This window comes from Curvibacter sp. T50, assembly GCF_057219955.1.
This window is the reverse complement of record NZ_JBXVVU010000001.1, coordinates 1,596,081-1,617,131: the sequence shown is the minus strand read 5'-3', so window position 1 is coordinate 1,617,131 and position 21,051 is coordinate 1,596,081. Positions and strand designations below refer to the sequence as shown.

The following is a 21,051-nucleotide window of genomic DNA, read 5'->3' as shown; positions in this document are numbered from 1 at the left end:
GATGTTAAATCTCCGAAACTTGCTATCAGTTTTCAATAGAGGGCATGCCATTTTTGCGGGAGGGACTGCTGCGTCCATGCTGTTTCCGCTGATCAGTGCCCCGATCCTTTCGCGTCTGTACAGCCCATCCGAATTTGGCGTCTATGCAGTCTATTTCGCAATTGCGACCATATTGACGGTGCTCTCCTCACTGTGCATGCATAACGCGATCATCCTGGAAGACGACCAAATTGGTCAGATGCATGCACTGTTCGTAGCATGTGGTCTTACTTTGATGTCCGCACTTGTCACTGCCGCGGTAATTGCGGCGACGCCTGGCACATTGTTAGTCAGTTTGGGCGTTGCAACTGACAGTCATGTCGAAAGATGGCTCCCACTGACCGTGTTGATCGGGGGACTATCGGCTTCATTTTATGCATGGGCGACAAAAAATCAGCGTTACAGGGAACTCGGACGCAACAAGCTGATATTGGCGAGTCTCACTGCAGTATTGCAGATCGGAATAGGTTTCCTGCAGCCTGGGCCGAGTGGATTCGTGATTGCAAATCTCATTGGTATGACCATCTCGCTAATATTGCTGGTAAAAATCTGTTGCGCCAATCACCAGCTTGATTCAATTAGAATTATAAGTTTCCGACAACTTATTCGAAAATTCAATGAGCATTACAGGTTGGCGTTATGGACACTACCGGCAACGCTCGTCAACACGGTGAGCAGTTATCTGCCTGATCTTCTGATTGGTCGAAATTTCGGTACTGCCCAGCTGGGTCAGTACTCACTGGCAAATCGGATGATCAGTATGCCGTTGAGCTTTGTTACAACAAGCGCACAGGAGTTTTTTCGGCAGCAGGCTGCTGATGAATATGGAAAAGACGGCAGCTGCCAAAGGACTTTCAACCGTTTTTTCGTTCTGTTGATCCTGTTTTCACTCGTCGCAATCGTGCCCATGCTGATTGCCTTTCCATTTGTATTCCCTTTGATATTTGGAAAGCAATGGGTCGATGCCGGTGAAATCATCCAGTGTCTTGCATTTTTGTTGATTGTGCGTTTTGTTTCCTCACCTCTAAGCTATGTTTGGATCATCGCAGGAAAACAGAAAGAGGATTTTTTCTGGCAAATTGGCCTTGTAGTCATCAGTGCTGGCGCGTTGTTGATGCCGAAAATCTTGATGTCAGAAACCACATTGCAGACAACGCTCTTTATTTACTCCGCCGCTGTAGGCGCTTGGTACGTTCTGTGTATCGTTATGTCGTACCGATTTGCAAACGGGAAAAAGCGAAATGAACGAAAGTAAAGACTTGACAGACAGCCACTTGGCGTCACATGGAAAGAAAAAATATCAACGGTGTGTTCGCTGTGTTATGGATACTTCCGATCCTGACATCAGTTTTGATAGTGAAGGCGTATGTAATCATTGCCGCAGTTACGAGAAATATCAAAAAGCGATTGGCACCATTGAGGAGCGGGCCAAAAAACTTCAAGATATTGTCTCCAACTTGAAGGAGCGTGGCCGCGGTAAAGACTATGACTGCATCATGGGGTTGTCTGGGGGGGTTGATAGCTCCTATCTCGCATGGCTGGCTGTAAAGGAGTTCCAACTTAGACCTCTGGTCGTACATGTAGATACAGGATGGAATTCTGAACTCGCGGTCAATAACATACAAAACATTGTACAGAAACTCAAAATTGATCTGCATACTTTGGTAATTGATTGGAATGAAATTCGAGACATTCAAAGAGCGTACTTCCTCTCAGGGGTTGCAAACCTGGATGTGCCGCAAGATCATGCATTCATCGCGTCACTCTACAGAGAAGCAAAGAAGTATGGGATCAGAGATGTACTGAATGGCGGAAACATGCAGACCGAATCTGTTTTGCCGCCGGCCTGGGGTTATGACGCCTCGGATGCAGTAAACCTCCGTGCCATTCATCGGAAGTTCGGACGCATCCCCTTACGAAACTACCCAACTATCAGCGCGTTTCAACGACTTGTACTCAACCCGTACATTCTGGGAATGCGTGTCCACCGTCCTCTCGAATACATTGCTTACGAAAAAGAATCTGCGAAAAGACTCCTGAAAGAAGAATTAGGGTGGCGCGACTATGGTGGAAAACACTACGAGTCGGTATTCACGAAGTTCCATCAGGCCTATTATTTACCAACGAAATTCGGCTATGACAAGAGATTAGCCCATCTGTCAAGTCTGATTGTATCCGGCCAACTTGCGCGCGAAGATGCGATACGCGAACTGGAGGAACCGCTTTACGAAGACCGAGTTCTAAAAGAGGAAATGCATTACTGGTTAAAGAAGCTTGAGATAACACAGGCGGAATTTGAGCGGGTAATGAGCGAGCAGCCGAAATGCGCACAAGAATATCCAACGAATAGCCGTCAAAAAATGTGGATTGGCAGACTGAGTCGAGTCGCTGTAAGAATCAAAAATGCGATAAGGTGAAATGGATTTACGGTGAAGATACTCCATATTTATCCGACGGATATTTATAGTCAAAATAGATTATTCAAGGAGGCTCGATACGTCCTTGCAACAGGGATCGCTGATGCCGTTTACGCGGTGGGTCTTTGGGTGGGCGGACGGGAAGAAACCGAGATCCATCCCTCCGGTTTGAGAATAATCAGAATAAAGACCAAAATAAGGGAGCTTTTCTCCAAAAACTACCGTTTTCGGCTTGTTTTCATACGAAAAATCTTGGCTCTTTACGCATATTTCCAGTACTTCCGTGGCTGTTATTCTGCAATCCGTCAAGCCGAACCAGATGTGCTGACATGTCATTATGTCACAGACCTTCCGATCGCTTGTTTTTTCGGGTGGATACGCGATTGTCCGGTCGTATATCTGCCTCATGAACTCGAGACCGAGAGGTCTGGATTGGCGGGGTTTGCGAAATATAGAGATAAATTATATGAATATCTTTTTATTCAATATGTCAGAGATGTTGTCGTAGTTTGTGAGCCGATTGCACTGTGGTATCGTGATCGGTACAAATTGAAGAATGTTCACGTTGTCCGAAATGCACCCGAAATAGAGGCTGCCAAGGTCAAGCCAATGCCAGCGAATTTCAGGAAGAAATTTGATATACCAGAGCGATCGATTATTTTTATATATCAGGGAATGTTTGGTGTTGGCCGAGGCACTAAAGAACTCCTCGACGCGTTCTCTTATTCAAATAATGACGCGGCACATCTCGTCATGATGGGCTTTGGATCTTCTGAAGCGGAGACCATGGTCATGAGTGCTGCCGAGAAATGGATCAATATTCATTATCACGAACCGGTTCCGCTGAATTTGATTACTTCGTATTCCGCTGGGGCTGACATTGGCATTATTGTTTCTGAGGGTACTTCGCTAAGCTATGAGTTGAGCCAGCCGAATAAATTTTTCGAGTACATACATGCGGGGCTGCCGATTTTGGTCAGCGATAACCTGAAATACCTCGGAAGACTGCTTACGGATAACTCTTTAGGTCTCGTGGTTGGTTTGCAAAATTTGAAGGATGTTTTTGCACGCCTCGATATCGAAGAAATTAAGTCGTTTAAAAGTAGCGTCGCTAAATATGCAAAATCTACATACTGGGAGAACGACGCCGTGATTTTCGCTAAGGTTTACAGATGAAATGTCCGATTTTCAGATTTGATGGGCCCGTCGTATTTTGTTGAAGGAATGCGGATGAAAAAGAGGGTTTTGCATATTAGTCATACCGATATACGTTCGGACTCGCGAATACTGAAAGAAATTGAGGCGATAAGAAATATTGATGGAGTCCAAGTTTTTGGGCTTGGTGTACTGGCTGACACTTCGGAAGCTCCACCAAAAACTATTGTTGATGTTCGGATTGAAACAATTCGTCTCTACACTAAGATATTCAAGTGGTTGCCACGCCCAATACGCTACGCCTTCAATTTTGTTGAACTTTCGCTCAGATTGGTTTTGCGTGGGCGAACGATTCAACCGCAAATCGTTCATTGTCACGACACCCTTGTTCTTCCAGCAGGCGTTGTTCTGAAGTGGATTACGAAGTCGCGTTTAATTTATGATGCGCACGAGTTGGAGTCGAACAAGAACGGTCAGACGAAGCTTCTTTCCGTATCAACGTTGGTTATGGAGCGTATCTCTTGGTCTTCAGTGGATCATTTTGTCACTGTCAGCGACAGAATTGTACAGTGGTATTTTGAGAAATTTGGCCCCAAGCCCTCGACGTTGGTTTTGAATTCCCCGCAAATAAAGAGTTCAACGCATACTACCAATGAAGTCTGCGATGAAGAAGCGCAGTATTTGCATAGCAAGTTTCAGATTCCGGAGAAGGCGAAGATATTTCTTTATCTCGGAATCATTGGCAAGGGACGTGGTATTGAGATTGCCTTGGATGCGTTCTCTCGCTGTCATCCGGACGCCCATTTTGTAATGGTCGGATACGGCGCTCTGGTACCCTTGGCCAAAGCGAGCGCTTCCCGCTTTTCCAATATCCATTATCATGAAGCTGTTCCCCACGATGAGGTTGTTGCGATCGCGCGGAGCGCGGATGTTGGGCTTTGTCTCATCGAAAACGTGTCATTGAGTGACTACTATTGTCTGCCCAACAAGTTGTTTGAGTACGCCTTCGCGGGTTTGTACGTGCTTTCCTGTGATTTTCCTGAAATCCGACGAGTGGTCGATCATCATGGTTTGGGTTCGACTTGTGAACTTGATTCCAATAGTTTGGTCGAAGCCATTGAAAAGATTTGTGTCCATGGTATTCATCGCAACGTCAGAGATCTTTCTCTCTTGGCGTGGGAGACACAGGCGACTCGGCTTCAGGAAAGCTATAAAGAGCTTCTATCTCGTTAATTTCGATCTGGATTTCATGGAGTATTCTTATGTGTGGTATTTTCGGTATTGTTTCGTCGGGTTCCATTGCGTCCGATGAGCTGAGCGTCCTGGCGCATCATGCCGAACAACGCGGCAAGGACTCGAGTGGGCTTCTGCTTTTCACGGGAAAAATCGGGAAAATTTATCGCGCGGACAAGGCTATTTCGTCATTGCTGAAAGAGGTTGACATTGGTGGCTCTTCCTTTGCGATTGGTCACAGTCGACTGATTACCAACGGACTCGCTGACAATCAACCGGTGTATCGCGACGATATCGTTGTGATTCACAATGGCATTGTTGTCAATTACGAAGAGCTCTGGGCGAAGTGTTCCAAGGAACGCAAACAGGAAATCGATACGGAGATCATTGCTGCCCTTGCGGCAGAGGAGGTAGAAAAGACTGGGCTGGCCGATGGTGTGGCTGAGCGAGTCTTGTCTTCCTGTGATGGAGTGGTTGCTTGTGCTCTTGCTCTTCCAAAGCTCGGGAAATTGTGCCTTTTTTCAAATAACGGTAGTCTTTACCTGGGTTCGAAAGATGGTTCATGGTATTTCTCGTCCGAGCGCTATCCTTTGACCCTGATCGGCTGTACGCAGATTGATCAGGTTCGGCGCGAAGGGCGCGTTCTGGATATGCCGAAACAGGAGACTCGCCTGGATGTTGTGGAATTGGCATCGACTCGTATCGACCTGATCCCGAAATTGGGAACGCATGCGCAGGAAGAGAAAATGCTGGAGTACAAGCGGTATCGCCTGCAACGGTGCACCAAGTGTATTTTGCCCCACACAATGCCTTACATCAAATTTGATGCTAACGGGGTGTGTAACTACTGTAATAACTACAAGCCCAGAAATCGCCCACGCCCGGTTGAAGAGCTATTCTCGCTGGTGGAGCCGTATCGCCGCAAGGTTGGCGATGACTGTCTGGTTCCGTTTTCCGGCGGGCGGGACAGTTGTTACGGGCTGCATCTGATCGCGCGCGAACTCAAGATGAAGCCGATAACCTACACGTATGACTGGGGTATGGTGACGGATCTTGGACGACGCAACATCAGTCGGATGAGTGCCCGACTCGGAGTTGAGAACATCATTGTGGCGGACGATATCGCCCAGAAGCGACGAAATATCGCCATGAATTTTAAAGCGTGGCTCAAATCTCCCCATTTGGGAATGGTAAGTATATTTACTGCGGGAGATAAACATTTTTTCCGTCACATTGAAACCGTCAAGAAGCAGACCGGGATTTCTCTGAATCTTTGGGGTGTAAATCCTTTGGAAGTTACCCATTTTAAAGCTGGTTTTCTTGGTGTTCCCCCTGACTTTGAGGAGGAGCGGGTGTATTCCCACGGGGCAATGAAGCAATTGCGCTATCAGTGGTTGCGCATTCAGGCGATGTTGAAGAGTCCTGGGTACTTCAATTCGTCGCTCTGGGATACCCTGTCCGGAGAGTATTACAGAAGTTTCCATGAAAAAACCGATTATTTCCATATCTTTGACTTCTGGCGTTGGGATGAGAAAACAATCGACGATACCTTGTTGAATGAATATGACTGGGAACGTGCGCCCGATACGAACACAACCTGGCGCATCGGTGATGGAACGGCGGCTATTTATAATTATATTTATTATACCGTCGCAGGTTTTACCGAGCACGATACTTTCCGCAGCAATCAGATTCGCGAGGGCGACATCACCCGCGAAGAAGCACTGGTTTTGGTCGAGGACGAAAACCGACCGCGTTATCCGAATATCAAATGGTATCTTGATGCGATTGGCCTGGATTTCGCCGAGGTTATCAATGTGGTGAATCGGATTCCGAAAATATGTGAAGAAGTTTGATCTATAAGATGCGCAAAAGAAGTCGTTGGATGACAGCCGACCGATGACAAGTGCGTATCAGAAGGTATATTTCCAAATATGCGGATAGTTTATGTTTGTTCGGAATATTATCCTGGGCAAACCGCTGTAGCAGTTCGTAGTCGATTTAACGTCGAGGCACTGATTGATGCGGGGCAGTCGGTTGTTGTCTTGACGGCGAAAGTCGATGGAGTGACGCCCGAGCCTGCAAAAAATTCTGAAGTTCAGCATATCAATGTCCAACCGCCCGACAATAGCAAGGGCTTGATTAACCGGTTGGTTCATGAAATGCGCCTTGGTTTCGCCTTTGGGTGGAGGATAGTGACTCATTACAGGAAATTCGATTTCTTTATTTTGACCAGTCCGCCATTCTTCGGCATGGTCATCCCAGCATTCGTCTGTTTCTTATTCTCCAGGCGCTACGTTTTCGATGTGAGGGATCGGTATCCTCAGGTTTTCTTTTCTCTTGGACTATTGCGACGCGATTCGTATGCCGGCCGTATTTTGCTTGCGTTGGAGAGATTCATCTATCGGCATTCTGCCATGGTCACCACGGTTACCTCGGCGTTGGCTAAGGAGATCGGCAATGAAACCCAGATTGTTCCAAAGGTCGTGATGAACGGTTTTGATGCGACTGTGGTGCTGCAAGGCGTTGACGTTAGAACAAGCGGGGCGCCGAAGGTCATCTTCATGCATGGTTTATTTGGAAGACTATTTGATATCAATTCCTTTGTTGATATTGTTCGATACTGTGGAGTGAATGCGGGGCCGCATCAATTCGTGATTGCAGGTTATGGACCTGGGATTCAGGAGATCACCGAAATGAAGCTCAAAAACTTATCATATGTCGGGCATCTCTCGCATCAAGAAGTGCTCCAACATCTCGCGAAGGCGGACTTCGGACTCTCCGTCCACACCAATCAGCCAAGCACGAACGCTGGTTTTGCGGTTAAGGTTTTCGAATTTATCGGTGCGGGAATACCATCTATTGTTATCCCGAAGAACGAGTCCGGTATTGAGGTGGAGCGAGAGGGCCTTGGGTGGAGTTTTGATAACAGTCAGTCCATCGAGTGCGCGCGCTTGATTGCCGATTTAATAGATGATCGAATTGATACGAAACCCTTTCGCGACAATCTGCATTTGAAGAGAAGCCGTTACTCTCGTCAGGTCCAAAGCGCAATTTTCGCCAATTACATTAAGGAATTTGACAGGTGACAATTGGTATTACTGGAGGTTCCGGGTTTGTTGGAACTCGGTTGTGTGCTCGAATGCAGGCAGTCGGTACGGATTTTCGGCTGTTCGATATTGCTGAAAGTCCCGATTACCCGCATCATCGAATGGACGTCGACATTCGGAAGGCGGGTGATTTGTGCAATGCCGTGAGAGGTTGTTCGGCCATTGTTCACCTCGCGGCTGTGCATCGCGATGATGTTCGTCCGATCGCTTTGTATGATCAGACCAACGTGATGGGGACGTCGAATGTCGTCGAAGCGGCTGAACGGAATGGAGTCGAGAAAATTGTCTTCACCAGTTCAGTCGCGTGTTATGGGTTTGCGAAGCCTGGTTCCGGTGAGGATACGCCTTTCAATCCGTTCAATGATTACGGTAGAACCAAAGCGGCAGCGGAAGAGGTCCTGAAAAATTGGCAAGCCCGTGATCCGGATCGCCGTGTTTTGGTAATCGTTCGTCCTACTGTTATCTTCGGGGAACGAAATAGGGGAAACGTCTACAATCTGTTGCGTCAGATCGCGAACCATCGTTTTTTGATGGTGGGTTCGGGGGAAAATCGCAAATCGCTAGCTTATGTCGAGAATGTGGCGGCCTTCCTCGAGTATTCTCTGGCGTTCGATCCGGGAGTTCATGTTTTCAATTATGTTGATACACCTGATTTTTCAATGAACGAGTTGGTTGTGAATGTCAGGGAGTCGCTTGGAAGGAAGCCAGAAGTTGGATTTCGCATTCCTTTCCCGGTGGGCTTATTCGGTGGTTACCTGTTGGACATGATCGCTCGAGCGACGGGTCGCACGTTCCCGGTGAGTGCCATTCGCATCCGGAAATTTTGTGCGGACTCCCAATACACGACTGCAGTCAGGAAGACCGGCTTTGTCCCGGTTGTTCAGTTAGCGGAAGGCTTGAGGCGAACCATACAGTTTGAGTTCGTAGAGAACCACTCGGACCAAAAGACGTTCCTGACGGAGTAGGCAGCCCACGCTGGTGCTGCGGTCTACTATCAAAGTTTTATTGGTGAAGCCTCAGGTTACGTGGAGCTTGGGTTTGGCAAGGTTGCCTACCCCCCCCACCACCGCCGCCTCCCCAAACCCCCCATTCCGAAACACCGCCAGTACGGTGTCGACGACCTCGGGCGCACATGCCACCAGCAGTCCGCCGCTGGTTTGCGGGTCGGTGAGCAGGGCGCGGTCGGCGTCGGCGAAGTCTTCGGGCACGGTGACGTCGGCGCCGTAGCCGGCCCAGTTGCGGCCGGAGGCGCCGGTCACGATGCCGCGTGCGGCCAGGTCGCGCACGCCGGGTAGCAGCGGCACGCGGCTCCAGTCGATCTGCACCTGCGTGCCCGAGCCCCGGGCCAGTTCCAGTGCGTGTCCGGCCAGGCCAAAGCCGGTGACATCGGTCAGCGCATGCACGCCCGCCAGGGCGGCCAGGGCGGGGCCCGGCGTGTTCAGGCGGGTGGTGGTGGCGATCATGCGGGCGTATCCGTCCGCATCCAGCTGTTCTTTCTTCAGCGCTGCCGACAGCACCCCGACCCCCAGCGGTTTGCCCAGTACCAGCACGTCACCGGGCCGGGCGTCGGCGTTGCGTTTCACCCGCCTGGGGTGCACCAGTCCCAGAGCAACCAGGCCGTAGATCGGTTCGACCGAGTCGATGGTGTGGCCGCCCGCAATCGGTATGCCCGCCGCGCGGCACACCGACGCGCCGCCCTCCAGGATTTTGGCTATGGTCGCCGTGGACAGCACATTGATGGGCATGCCCACCAGGGCCAGCGCCATGATGGGTGTGCCGCCCATGGCGTATACATCGCTGATGGCATTGGTGGCCGCGATGCGCCCGAAATCGAACGGGTCGTCCACGATGGGCATGAAGAAATCGGTGGTGGCGATCAGCGCCTGCTCGTCATTGAGCTGGTAGACGGCGGCGTCGTCGGCCGTCTCGATGCCGACCAGCAACTCCTTGGGTACCGGCATCTGGGTTGTGCCCTTGAGGATGTCGGCCAGCACGCCCGGGGCGATCTTGCAGCCGCAGCCACCGCCGTGCGACAGGCTGGTCAGGCGCGGTTCGGCGCGGGGGGTGTCGGCGGTCTGGGTCATGGGTGTTCTCCTGAAAGGGGGGCTTGCGCGGTGCGCAGCGATTGCAGCAGGGCTGCGCGTTCGGATTCGGGCGCGAACAGGCTCGCGCGAAGCCCGCATTGTGCGTGCAAAGCGGCCAGGATGTCGGGCGAGTGGCCGCTTTGCCCTGCACGTGCCCGGCGCAGCAGCTTTGCCAGGGCGCCGGCGTCGCCCTGTGGGAAATAGCCGCCATAGCCGGCGCCCAGCATGCCGACATTGCCCGGGATGTGCGAGGCCAGCACCGGCGTGCCGCTGCAGACGGCTTCCATGATCACATGCGCGCCGCCTTCCATCCGGCTCGGGTGCAGCAGCACATGGGCCTGCTGGATGCGGCGACGTGCCTGAGCATGGGTCATGCCACCCAGCCAGCGGTAATGCGGGCAGACGGCGGCGGTTTGCTGCGCGGCGGCGCCCAGCGCCGGGTCCAGCGCAAGCCCGATATGGTCGATGGTGATGCCGTCGTGCGGGGAGAGCAGGCGCGCCGCGGCGAAGATCGTCTGCGGGCTTTTTTCGTCGCGCAAATGGCCGACCACCACGGCGCGCAGGCGGCGGCCCGTTTTGGCCAGGGTCTGGCGGCTGGTGGTGGACTGCACCACCACGTCACACCGGGACCGCAGCCTGGCCGGCAACGCCAGCGCGCCCTGGTCCTGCAGCACGATCAGGCGGGTCGCCAGGCGCAGCGAACGCTGCGCGTCGCGGTCGGTTTCGATATCGCGGTAAAGGTCGGTTCCGGTCAAGGCCACCACCAGGGGCCTGGCGGGATGGGACAGCGCCCAGGCGGCAATGCTGGCAGCCGACCTCCGGGCGTGCAGGGCCAGCAGCAGCGCTGCCGGTTGCTTCGCCTCGGCGGCATCCGGCCAGCTGGCGGCCAGGCGCACCGCATAATGGTCGCGCAGCAGGCGCGACCAGCGGCGCGCGGTTTGCCAGTTGCCGTTGTTGGCGTCGGCCAGCGCGGGCGTTACCAGGCACAACGAGGGCTTTGACGACATGGATGCGACGCAGGGGGGAGGTGGGCGGATTGTGGAGCAAGACGCCTCACGCTGCCTGGGGCGGCGGGCGCTGGCCGAGGCGCTGGTGGCCTCCCGTGCCCGCACACTGGCCTTGTTTGATGCGGCAGTCCGCGCCCTGGGGCCGGCGCTGGTCGTGCCGGTCCGCGCCGAGCTGAATCCGCCGCTGTGGGAGCTGGGCCATGTCGGCTGGTTTGCCGACTGGTGGATTGCCCGCAACCCGCACCGCGCCCTGGGGCTGGCCGCCGACCCGGATGTTTCGCGCCGTCCCGCACGCCAGGCGGCGCGGGGTGTGGATGCCGAGGCGCTGTACCACTCCAGTCGCGTGGCCCACAACGTGCGCTGGCAGCTGCCCTTGCCCGACGCGGCGCAGACGCGCGCCGACCTGGAGCGCAGTCTGACCGACACGCTGGCGTGGCTGGAAGCCGCCGACGAAACCGACGCCGGACTGTATTTCTTTCGCCTGGCGCTCTACCACGAAGACATGCATGCCGAAGCGGCCGTGTACATGGCCCAGACCGTGGGTTATGACCCGGCCGATGCGCAGACCAGCGCCGCGCTGGACCGGCCGGTGAGCCTGCCGCGGCGGGTGGATGGGAGCGGCGCCGCCGAGCTTGCCGTTCCTCCGGGGACTTGCGATCTGGCCTGGCACGGGCCGGGTTTTGCCTTCGACAACGAATGTGGCACGCAGCGGGTGCCGGTGGCACCAGGCCGGATCGACGCGGCGCCGGTGACTTGGGCGCGGTATCTGCCCTTCGTCGAAGCGGGCGGCTATGACGATGCGCGGTGGTGGACGGCCGAAGGCTGGCGCTGGCGTTGCGCGACGTCGGCACGTGCGCCCCGTTACGTGCGCGTCGATACCGCAGGCTGGCAGCAGCAACGCTGGGGTCGCTGGACACCCCTGGAGCCTCAGGCGCCGGTCTGCCATGTCACTTTCCACGAAGCGCGAGCCTGGTGTGCCTGGGCCGGGCGCCGCCTGCCGACCGAGGCCGAATGGCTGGCCGTCAGCGGGCAGCCCGGTTTTGACTGGGGCCAGGTCTGGGAATGGACGGCCAGCCCCTTTGCCCCGTTCGACGGATTTCAGCCCCATCCTTACCGGGACTATTCGGCGCCATGGTTCTACGGACGCCCGGTGCTCAAAGGGGCCTGCGCCGCCACGGCCGCGTCGATGGTTCACCCTCGTTATCGCAACTTTTTCACCGCCGAGCGCAACGATATCTTTGCCGGTTTTCGCAGCGTGGCGGTTTGAACCGCATCCTTGCCCCCCGGAGACAGCCCCTCCGCCCGGATCTGCCCCGGTCAAGCCTCCAACCGGTGATCCGACCATCGACCGATAGCTATAAATAATATAGCTGAATGTGACCTTTTCACGCTGGGTATGGGCCGTTTTTGCTTGAAATCTCCCTTGGCGGGCCTGTTTGGGGTCGGTCGGACCAGGCCGGGCCCTTGTCCGAAGGGGCAGTGCCTTCAGACAGGTGCCCAGAACACGCTGAACCAGCCACGCGGGTCACTCCAGTGGGTGGCGGGGCCGAAACCTGCCGCGGTCAGCAGGGACCGGAAGCGCTCCGGGGTCCATTTGTAGGAGTTTTCGGTATGCAGGCGTTCGCCCGCGACGAAGCGGCGCTCGCCGCCGGGCCAGCGAACCGTCTGGGCGCGGTCCGATTCCAGGTGCATTTCGATGCGTGATTCGGCGCTGTTGTAGAACGCCACATGGCGCCAGCGGGCGGGCGCGAAATCCGATCCGAGCAGGGCATTGACGTGCAGCAGCAGGTTGCGGTTGAAGGCGGCCGTCACGCCCAGCGCGTCGTCGTAGGCGGCTTGCAGCACGCCGTGGTCCTTGACCTGGTCCACACCGATCAGCAGGCCGCCACCCGGCCCGCCGGCGCGGCACAGCGCATGGGCCTGGCGCAACAGGGCCAGGGCACGCTCGGGGGTGAAGTTGCCGATGCTGGAGCCCGGGTAGAAGACACAGCGGGGCGCCTGCGCCCGATGCTGCGTGGCAAGCCATTCCTGCGCCGCGTCGGGCAGGGCCAGCGTCTGCGAAAAGTCCAGCCCCAGCCCAAGCATGGGCAGGGCAGGGTGGCGCTGCTGCAAGGCAGCGAGCGTGTGGCGCAGGAAATCCACCGAGATGTCCACCGCCACGTACGCGCCCACCTGCAGCGGCGCGAACAGCCGCGCGGCTTTGGCACAGTTGCCGGCCCCCAGGTCGATCAGCACCGCCGCGGGTGGCAGCACCCGGGCCATGTCGGCGATGCCTGCGTCGAAAATGCCGGCCTCGGTGCGGGTGGGGTAGTACTCGCCCAGTTCGGTGATGGCGTCAAACAGGCACGACCCCAGCCGGTCATAGAAGAATTTCGGCTCGGCGCGTGCCGGCGTGGCCAGCAGGCCCTCGGTCAGCTCGGTACGGAGGGCCTCGGCGTCGGGCCGATGGAGCTGCAGGAAACGGGGGGCGTCTGAGGCGGGCATGGGGCGAGCGCTGGGCGGATGGGAAAGTTGGGGTCGCGCAGCGGTTTATACCCGCCTGTTGGCCTCCCGGGGGCACGCTGCGGGGGGCGTGCTGCCCGCGTGGGTCGGTGAAAGCGGCATTTCCTTACAGGCGTTTGTCTGCATGACCCGCGCCCGCAAAAGGGTGGCATTTCGGTTGTAATACGTCCGTTCCATCCCTCTGAAAGCGATTCCATGTCCCAGCGCCGTCATGCCCTTTTCGCCGTTCTGGCGGTTCCCGCCCTGTTCATCAGCGGTCTGGCCCACGCCCAGTCCCCTGCCGTGTTCCGGGTGACCACCATCCCCGAAGAAGCTGCCACCGAACAGGTGCGCAAGTTCACGCCGCTGGCCGCCTATCTGGAAAAGGCGCTGGGCATGAAGGTCGAGTTCACGCCGGTCAATGACTACCCGGCGGCGGTGGAAGCGCTGGTCAACAAGAAGGTGGATCTGGTCTGGTTCGGTGGCTTTACCCACGTGCAGGCCAACATCCGCTCGGGCGGCAAGATCGTGCCGCTGGCCCAGCGCGAGGAAGACACCCGGTTCCAGTCGGTTTTCATCGCCAAGACCGATTCGGGCATCAAGACGCTGGCCGACATGAAGGGCAAGCAGATCAGCTTTGGTTCGCAAAGCAGCACGTCCGGGCACCTGATGCCGCGCAGCTTCCTGCTGGCGGCCAACATCAACCCGGAAAAGGATTTCCGGCGTATCGCCTACAGTGGCGCGCATGACGCCACCATTGCGTCGGTGGTCAGCGGCAAGGTCGATGCCGCGGCGCTGGACATCACGGTCTGGCGCAAGTTCGTCACCGAAAACAAGGTGGACACCAAGGCGGTCGATGTGTTCTACACCACACCGGGCTACTACAACTACAACTGGTCGGTGCATGCCGACATGCCCGCGGCGCAGCAGGCCAAGGTCAAGGCGGCGCTGCTGGCGCTGGACCCGGCCAAGCCTGACCAGGCCGAAATCCTGCGTCTGAACCGCGCCACCCGTTACATCGAAACCAAGCCCGAAAACTACAAGGGGCTGGAAGCAGCGGCACGCAGCGCCGGCCTGCTCTGACGCGGGCAGGGCGGGGCGGTCTTGAAGCTTGAACTGCAGGCGCTGTCGGCGCGTCACCCGGCGGCCCGGGCGGGTGTGGCGGCGGCCATTCGTGAGCTCAACCTGACGATCGCGCCGGGGGAGCAGGTTGCCGTCATCGGCCCGTCGGGCGCCGGCAAGACCACCCTGTTGCAGGCGCTGGCCTGCGCGTTGCCGCCGTCGGCCGGCACGCTGCGTGTGGACGGGCAACTGCCGTGGCAGTTGCCCCGTGGGCAGCTGCAGCGGCTGCGCGGCCGCTTGTTCCTGGCGCCCCAGGTACCGCCCCTGCCGCCGCGCCAGCGTGTGGTCACGGCGGTGCTGGCCGGCCGCCTGCCGGCCATGGGGCTGTGGCAGAGCGTGCGGTCACTGTTTTATCCGGACGACATCCCCGCCGCCTACGAGGCGCTGGACCGCTTTGATCTGGGCGACAAACTGTTTGAGCGGGTGGACCGCCTCTCGGGTGGCGAGCGCCAGCGCGTCGGCCTGGCGCGCGCCCTGATGGGTATGGGGGCCGGGGCGAGTTTGCTGCTGATTGACGAGCCCTTGTCGGCCCTGGACCCGACGCGGTCCCGCCAGGCCATCGGCGCGTTGGTCGCCGGGGCGGGCGAGCGCGGGGCCACGCTGGTGGCCACATTGCATCAGGTGGATGTGGCGCTGGCGCATTTCCCGCGCATCATCGGCTTGCGCGACGGACAGATGGCTTTCGACCTGCCCGCCCGGGCGGTCTCCCGCGAGCGGCTGGCGGCGCTGTACGACCAGTTCGAACACGAGCTGCGCGGCGAGGTTCCGGTGCCGGCGTCCGCCGAAGCCCTGGCCCCGCAGCCGGTGGTCATGCATTGCCGGTAGGTGGGTGGTGGCGCAACTGAGCCTGCCCCCTGTCCCGCGCCGTGACCCGGCCTGGCACAGCCGCCTTTTCTGGATGCTGGCCATCGGGGTGCTGCTGTGGCCGCTGGGTGTTGCCACCGAGTTCAAACCCTGGATCCTGCTGGAGCCGGACAACCTGAAGGTGACCGGGCAGTTCCTGGGCAGTTTCTGGCCGCTGGCGCATGATGCAGAGTTTGTGCGCATGGTGGTTCGCGAGACCTGGCGCACCGTCGCCATGGCCACGGCCGGCGTCACGCTGGCCCTGGTGGTGGCCATCCCGCTGACGCTGATCAACACCCGTGTGTTGTCCATCTCGGCCCTGTCGGGGCGGATGGCGCGGGGGCCGTTCTGGCTGCGCCAGGCGGTGCGCTGGCTGCTGATCGTATTGCGCAGCATTCCTGAACTGGTGTGGGCGCTGGTATTTGTCCGCGTGGTGGGTCTGGGTCCGACCGCCGGAGTGCTGGCCATTGCCCTGACCTACGGCGGCATGCTGGGCAAGGTGTATGGCGAAATCCTGGAAAGCGGTGAAACCCATGCCACGGAAACGCTGTTGCGCAACGGCAGCTCGCGCCTGCAGGCGTTCTTCTACGCGCTGCTGCCCAGCAGCGCGGCCGAGCTGACCAGTTACACCGTTTACCGCTGGGAATGCGCGATCCGCAGCTCGGTCGTGCTGGGCTTTGTGGGTGCGGGCGGCCTGGGGCAACAACTGGACAATTCAATGAAGATGTTCAACGGCGGCGAGGTCGCCAGCATGCTGCTGGTCTTCATCGCCCTCGTGGCGTTGGCCGACCGGGTCAGCGCCTGGCTGCGAAAGGCGCTGGGATGACCCGGCCGCGCGCTGCCAACGAGCCCTGGCGCCTGCCGCCGCCGCTGTTTGACGCGCGCTGCAAAGCCTGCTGGTTCACGCTGGCCCTGGTGGTGCTGGTCATCGCCAGCTTCTGGTCGCTGGATCTGCAGTGGGCGCAGTTTCTGTCGCTGCAGGCGGTGCACAGCATGGCGCGGTTCGTCGGCGAGTTTTTTCCGCCCGACACCTCGCCGGCGTTTCTGCGCAAGGTGGCCCTGGGCGCCTGGGAGACTCTGGCCATGTCGGCGCTGGGTACGGGCCTGGCGGCGCTGGCGGGTCTGGCGCTGGCCGTGCCCGCCAGCCGCCTGTACGCGGGCCACACGGCACCAGCCCGGGTGCCGACACGGCTGATACTGAACGCCCTGCGCAGTATCCCGGAGCTGGTGTGGGCGGCGTTGCTGCTGATCTCGGCCGGCCTGGGTCCGTTTGCCGGCACCTTGGCACTGGCGCTGCACACCACCGGCGTGCTGGGGCGGCTGTTCGCCGAAGCGATAGAGAACGCGCCCCCCGGCCCGGCGGCCGCCCTGCGTACCCACGGGGTGGGCAATGGCCGGGTGTTTCTGTACGCGACTTTGCCGCAGGTACTGCCGCAGCTCATGAGCTACACCCTCTACCGCTGGGAAAACAACATTCGCGCCGCCGCCGTGCTGGGTGTGGTGGGTGCGGGGGGACTGGGCCAGCTGCTGGCCTTCCACATGGGGCTGTTTCACATGAGCAAGACCGCGACCATCCTCGGGGCCATGTTGCTGATGGTGGCCGTGGTCGATGCCGCCAGTCATGGCGCGCGTCGCTGGCTCACCCGCTGATTCATCCCGCCAATCCGCAAGATCACCATGTCCCTCCCGCTGTTGACGGTTTCCCAGGCCTGGGTCGTGCTCTCGGTGGCCATCCTGCTGGAGGTGGCCGGGACCACCTCGATGCGACTGGCCGAAGGTTTTACCCGGCTCACACCGTCGGTGATGATTTTTGTTTTTTATGCCGCTTCGTTTGCACTCAACACCATGGTGATCCGGGTGCTCGGGCTGAGCGTGGTGTATGGCGTCTGGTCGGGTGTCGGCACGGTGCTGACTGCACTGATCGGCATCTGGTATTTCAAGGAGCCGGCCACTGCAGTCAAGATGGTCAGTATCGGTCTGATCGTCATTGGTGTCATGGGATTGCACTCCGCATCGCGTGTAAGTTCCTGAGGCCTTGGTGCGACCAAGCGGGACATGACCGACAACGAACTGTCCATCGCACGCTACCGCGGCAAAGCCGCGAGTTATGACGCCTCGGCCGAACGCACCATGGCGCTGCGTCGGCGCACCATTGTCTTGCTGCAACTGGTTCCCGGACAGACGGTGCTGGACGTCGGCGCCGGTACCGGTCTGAGCTATGCCCTGCTGCGTGACGGGGTGCGCGAAACCGGCCGCGTGCTGGCCTTTGAACAAAGCCCGGACATGTTCGCCCTTGCCCACCGGCGCGTGCAGCGGGAAGGCTGGCGCAATGTCTGGCACACCAACGAACCGGCCGAAACGGTGCGCTTGCCCCACACGGCCGATGCGGTGCTGTTCAACTACACGCACGACATCTGCCGCACCCCCGAGGCGGTGGCCAATATCCTGCGCCAGGTCAGGCCGGGTGCGCGCGTGGCCATGGCGGGCATGAAGTTTTTTCCCTGGTGGGCCGGGCCGCTGAATGTGCTGGCCTGGTTGAAGAACCGTCCCTACAACGCCAAAGCGGCCGATCTGTGGGAACCCTGGAGCCTGGTGGCCGCACATTGCGACGCGTTTGTCTGGGAAAGTACCCAGTGGGGTATGGGGTATATTGCCAGTGGTCTTCACAAGGGAGATGTCCGGTGAGCAGCACAACCGCCCCTCTGAGTCCGCCACCGTGCCCGGCGGCTTTCTTGCGTTATGACGCGGTACGGGCGCAGACCATGGCGCTGGCCGCACCGCTGAGCGAAGCCGACTGCCAGGTCCAGTCCATGCCCGACGCCAGCCCCACCAAATGGCACCTGGCCCACACCACCTGGTTTTTCGAGACCTTCATCCTCGAACGCTTCGAACCCGGCTTCCGGCCGTTCCACCCGGCGTTTCGCGTGCTCTTCAACAGCTACTACCAGGGCGTGGGCGACCAGCACCCGCGCCCGCAGCGCGGCCTGATCACACGCCCCGGCCTGACTGAGGTGAAGGCCTACCGCGCGCAGGTGGATGCGCGCATGGCCGCGCTGCTGCAAGGCGGGGTGACCGGCACCATCACCGAATTGCTGACGCTGGGTCTGCAGCACGAACAACAACACCAGGAACTGTTGCTCACCGACCTCAAGCACCTGCTGGCCAGCAACCCGCTGAACCCGGTCTACCACCCGCAATGGCCCTTGGGCAGCGTGGTGGCCGCGCCCATCGACTGGGTCGCGTTTGCCGGTGGCATCGCGTCGCAGGGTCACACCGGCGACGGCTTTGCGTTCGACAACGAATCGCCGCGCCACGACACCCTGCTGGCGCCGCATGCACTGGCGAACCGGCTGGTCACGCACGGCGAATGGCTGGACTTCATGACCGATGGCGGCTACACCGATCCGCGCTGGTGGATGGCCGCAGGCTGGGACTGGCTGCGCGCCCAGCGTATCGAGGCGCCGCTGTACTGGCAGCAGAGCGGTGACCCGGCGCAACACGGCGGCTGGACCAACTTCACCCTGCACGGTCGTGTGCCCATCGACCCGCACACCCCGGTGGTGCACATCAGCTGGTTCGAAGCCGATGCCTACGCGCGCTGGCGCGCCGCGCAAGACCGCGAGCCCATCCGCCTGCCCACCGAAGCCGAATGGGAGCACGCGGCCGGCACGTTGGGCGCTGCGCTGCAAACCCGGGGCAACTTCCTGGAAAGTAGCGCCTTGCATCCCATGCCGCTGTCGCGCGGCGGGCCCGGGCTGCAGCAGATGGGCGGTGACGTGTGGGAGTGGACCGGCAGCAGCTACCTTCCTTACCCCGGTTACCGCCCCTGGGCCGGTGCCGTGGGCGAATACAACGGCAAATTCATGATCAACCAGATGGTGCTGCGCGGTGGCTCCTGCGCCACACCCCGCGACCACATCCGTGCCAGCTACCGCAACTTTTTCCCCACCGACGCGCGCTGGCAGTTCAGCGGGGTGCGCCTGGCCCGGGATACATGACATCCCCGCCGCGCGGTGCGCCACCGCCCGCCCTGGCGGCCCGCTGGCTTGTCCACTGGGAGAGCGGTCGTCACGCGAACACGGGCTTGTTTCGGCAGCACCATTGACCGGATCAGCGCGCCAGATCGGCGGCGACCGCGCCGACCAGCAGGTCCATCGCTGCTGTCCAAGGCGTCGGATCCTCGCCCTCGGCCACGGCCCGGGCGGCGCGGTCGAATGCGGCGGACAGCAGGCTGCCCAGTTCGTGCACAGGCGCATTGCGTCCCGCACGAAGGCAAGCCTTCAGCCCGTGTCGCAATTCGTCCGCCCCGGCGGCCTCGCTCAGTATCGCAAGCTGCGCCGGGGACAGCACCGCGGGGGCGTCCAGCAATAGCACGCGTGCGCGTCCGCCTTCTGCCATCGCTGCGAAATAGGCGTGACTGCCGTCCCGCATTGCCTGCAGTGGCGGCAGATCGGGGGGCGTCGAAGCGGCCACGGCCGCGGCGACCTCAAAGGCCATGTCGGTGGCCACGGCCATCAGCAGGTCCGACTTGTCCTGGAAATGGTGGTAGAGCGCGCCCCGGGTGACCGCGGCCTCGGCGACCAGCTCCGGGGTTCCAGTGGCGGAATAGCCGCGCTCGACGAAGAATCGTCGCGCCGCCGCCATCAAGGCCTTACGCGTGGCCTCGCGCCGTGATTCCTGTGTTCGGTGGGGCGTTGACATACATGCATCCTGTATGTAAAGTGCATTTACATACAGAGTGTATGTTATTCTTGACCAAGGAGTCACCATGAAATGCCAGCAGTATTACCCGGTCCTGATGAGCGACCGCGTGAACGAAACCGCCGACTTCTACGTCCGTCACTTTGCCTTCCGGACGGTGTTTACCTCAGACTGGTACGTGCATTTGCAGTCCCGCGAAGACGATCACGTCAACCTGGCGGTGATGCAGGCAGGGCACCCGACCATCCCGGGCCCCAAAGCCGAACGCACCAGCGGGTTGCTGATCAACTTCGAGGTCGACGATGTGGATGCACACCACGCGCGGCTGGCGGCTGCCGGTGTACCGATCGTGCTGTCGCTGCGGGACGAACCCTGGGGTCAGCGTCACTTCATTGCGCAAGACCCGATTGGCGTCCTGATCGACGTCATCACGCCGATCGCCCCGTCGGCCGAGTTCGCGGCTGCCTATGCGCCCGGCGCGCAGCCTTCCTGAAGGCAAAGATGGAGGCCGCAGACCTCCCGCTCGCCAACGGGAGGTGCGGGGGAAATCCGCTCCGTGCCGGAACCCGGCACCCCTCATGCGCCTTGGGCCTCAAACCGCATGCAAGGCTTGCAGCTCCTTGGCCTGCGCCATGGTCGCCCGGTACCCCGCCGCCATCGCGCGCTCGCGGAACTCGCGTGACAGGCTGACCCAATAGCCGAAGTCGGGTTTGAGCAGCAAGTCGGCCAGCGCAGCGTCGGTGTCGATCAGCGCTTTCTTGCGCAGATCGCTCTCGCGGTAGCGCTCGGCGCCGGGCGGGGCTCGCTCCACGTGGGCGCTGGCATCGACCGCGAGCACGCGCTGGGCGCCCAGCGCCCG

The 21,051-nt window shown here is 59.1% G+C and carries 20 protein-coding genes; 16 read left to right on the top strand and 4 right to left on the bottom strand.

Annotated elements, in window-relative coordinates; genetic code table 11:
* Position 1: 1 nt before the first annotated feature.
* From AC2EBU_RS07675 to AC2EBU_RS07645, 7 genes are all read left to right on the top strand, one after another.
* Entirely contained in the window at positions 2 to 1,294 is a 1,293-nt protein-coding gene (locus tag AC2EBU_RS07675; protein WP_484609769.1) for an oligosaccharide flippase family protein, read from the top strand.
* Complete coding sequence (locus AC2EBU_RS07670) at positions 1,281 to 2,456, top strand: N-acetyl sugar amidotransferase (protein WP_484609768.1); 1,176 nt, start codon at positions 1,281 to 1,283, stop codon at positions 2,454 to 2,456. Before AC2EBU_RS07675 ends, AC2EBU_RS07670 begins: the two co-directional genes overlap by 14 nt.
* Before the next feature lie 12 nt (positions 2,457 to 2,468).
* A complete protein-coding gene (locus AC2EBU_RS07665) occupies positions 2,469 to 3,632 on the top strand; it encodes a glycosyltransferase (RefSeq protein WP_484609767.1) in 1,164 nt (387 codons plus the stop codon).
* 54 nt (positions 3,633 to 3,686) lie between these two features.
* Positions 3,687 to 4,844, top strand: a complete 1,158-nt coding sequence (locus AC2EBU_RS07660; RefSeq protein WP_484609766.1) for a glycosyltransferase — start codon at positions 3,687 to 3,689, stop codon at positions 4,842 to 4,844.
* A gap of 29 nt (positions 4,845 to 4,873) precedes the next feature.
* Entirely contained in the window at positions 4,874 to 6,700 is a 1,827-nt protein-coding gene (locus AC2EBU_RS07655) for a glucosamine 6-phosphate synthetase (protein WP_484609765.1), read from the top strand.
* 78 nt (positions 6,701 to 6,778) lie between these two features.
* Positions 6,779 to 7,933 carry a glycosyltransferase gene (locus tag AC2EBU_RS07650; RefSeq protein WP_484609764.1) on the top strand — a complete coding sequence of 385 codons (1,155 nt, stop codon included), beginning with the start codon at positions 6,779 to 6,781 and terminating at the stop codon, positions 7,931 to 7,933.
* On the top strand, positions 7,930 to 8,919 hold the full coding sequence (locus AC2EBU_RS07645) for an NAD-dependent epimerase/dehydratase family protein (RefSeq protein WP_484609763.1): 990 nt from the start codon (positions 7,930 to 7,932) through the stop codon (positions 8,917 to 8,919). The genes AC2EBU_RS07650 and AC2EBU_RS07645 overlap by 4 nt, the downstream gene beginning before the upstream one ends.
* Before the next feature lie 51 nt (positions 8,920 to 8,970).
* Here the strand turns inward: AC2EBU_RS07645 and selD are convergent, their stop codons facing one another.
* Positions 8,971 to 10,038, bottom strand: coding sequence for a selenide, water dikinase SelD (selD, locus tag AC2EBU_RS07640; protein WP_484609762.1), 1,068 nt, complete (start codon positions 10,036 to 10,038; stop codon positions 8,971 to 8,973).
* On the bottom strand, positions 10,035 to 11,045 hold the full coding sequence (gene senB / locus AC2EBU_RS07635; RefSeq protein WP_484609761.1) for a selenoneine biosynthesis selenosugar synthase SenB: 1,011 nt from the start codon (positions 11,043 to 11,045) through the stop codon (positions 10,035 to 10,037). The genes selD and senB overlap by 4 nt, the downstream gene beginning before the upstream one ends.
* Here senB and senA point away from each other — a divergent pair.
* Positions 11,044 to 12,312: a selenoneine synthase SenA gene (gene senA / locus AC2EBU_RS07630; RefSeq protein WP_484609760.1), complete on the top strand. Its 1,269-nt coding sequence runs from the start codon at positions 11,044 to 11,046 to the stop codon at positions 12,310 to 12,312. The genes senB and senA overlap by 2 nt on opposite strands.
* 218 nt (positions 12,313 to 12,530) lie before the next feature.
* Here the strand turns inward: senA and egtD are convergent, their stop codons facing one another.
* Positions 12,531 to 13,529, bottom strand: coding sequence for an L-histidine N(alpha)-methyltransferase (gene egtD / locus AC2EBU_RS07625; protein ID WP_484609759.1), 999 nt, complete (start codon positions 13,527 to 13,529; stop codon positions 12,531 to 12,533).
* Positions 13,530 to 13,742: 213 nt separating this feature from the next.
* Here egtD and AC2EBU_RS07620 point away from each other — a divergent pair, with 213 nt between their 5' ends.
* The 7 genes from AC2EBU_RS07620 to egtB all read left to right on the top strand — a co-directional run bounded on the left by AC2EBU_RS07620 (position 13,743) and on the right by egtB (position 19,489).
* The gene (locus tag AC2EBU_RS07620; RefSeq protein ID WP_484609758.1) at positions 13,743 to 14,609 is read left to right on the top strand and encodes a putative selenate ABC transporter substrate-binding protein; all 867 of its coding nucleotides are present in this window, start codon (positions 13,743 to 13,745) and stop codon (positions 14,607 to 14,609) included.
* A 21-nt stretch (positions 14,610 to 14,630) separates the two neighbouring features.
* The gene (locus AC2EBU_RS07615) at positions 14,631 to 15,473 is read left to right on the top strand and encodes a phosphonate ABC transporter ATP-binding protein (RefSeq protein WP_484609757.1); all 843 of its coding nucleotides are present in this window, start codon (positions 14,631 to 14,633) and stop codon (positions 15,471 to 15,473) included.
* Positions 15,474 to 15,546: 73 nt separating this feature from the next.
* Complete coding sequence (locus AC2EBU_RS07610) at positions 15,547 to 16,317, top strand: PhnE/PtxC family ABC transporter permease (protein ID WP_484610140.1); 771 nt, start codon at positions 15,547 to 15,549, stop codon at positions 16,315 to 16,317.
* Entirely contained in the window at positions 16,314 to 17,141 is an 828-nt protein-coding gene (gene phnE / locus AC2EBU_RS07605) for a phosphonate ABC transporter, permease protein PhnE (protein ID WP_484609756.1), read from the top strand. The genes AC2EBU_RS07610 and phnE overlap by 4 nt, the downstream gene beginning before the upstream one ends.
* A gap of 27 nt (positions 17,142 to 17,168) precedes the next feature.
* Positions 17,169 to 17,522, top strand: coding sequence for a DMT family transporter (locus tag AC2EBU_RS07600; protein ID WP_484609755.1), 354 nt, complete (start codon positions 17,169 to 17,171; stop codon positions 17,520 to 17,522).
* A gap of 24 nt (positions 17,523 to 17,546) precedes the next feature.
* Positions 17,547 to 18,176: a class I SAM-dependent methyltransferase gene (locus tag AC2EBU_RS07595; RefSeq protein WP_484609754.1), complete on the top strand. Its 630-nt coding sequence runs from the start codon at positions 17,547 to 17,549 to the stop codon at positions 18,174 to 18,176.
* Entirely contained in the window at positions 18,173 to 19,489 is a 1,317-nt protein-coding gene (egtB, locus tag AC2EBU_RS07590) for an ergothioneine biosynthesis protein EgtB (protein WP_484609753.1), read from the top strand. The genes AC2EBU_RS07595 and egtB overlap by 4 nt, the downstream gene beginning before the upstream one ends.
* 112 nt (positions 19,490 to 19,601) lie before the next feature.
* On the opposite strand, the gene AC2EBU_RS07585 is transcribed toward egtB, so the two are convergent.
* Positions 19,602 to 20,192: a TetR/AcrR family transcriptional regulator gene (locus tag AC2EBU_RS07585; RefSeq protein ID WP_484609752.1), complete on the bottom strand. Its 591-nt coding sequence runs from the start codon at positions 20,190 to 20,192 to the stop codon at positions 19,602 to 19,604.
* 67 nt (positions 20,193 to 20,259) lie between these two features.
* Here AC2EBU_RS07585 and AC2EBU_RS07580 point away from each other — a divergent pair, with 67 nt between their 5' ends.
* On the top strand, positions 20,260 to 20,685 hold the full coding sequence (locus AC2EBU_RS07580) for a VOC family protein (protein ID WP_484609751.1): 426 nt from the start codon (positions 20,260 to 20,262) through the stop codon (positions 20,683 to 20,685).
* The last annotated feature ends 366 nt before the right edge of the window (positions 20,686 to 21,051 follow it).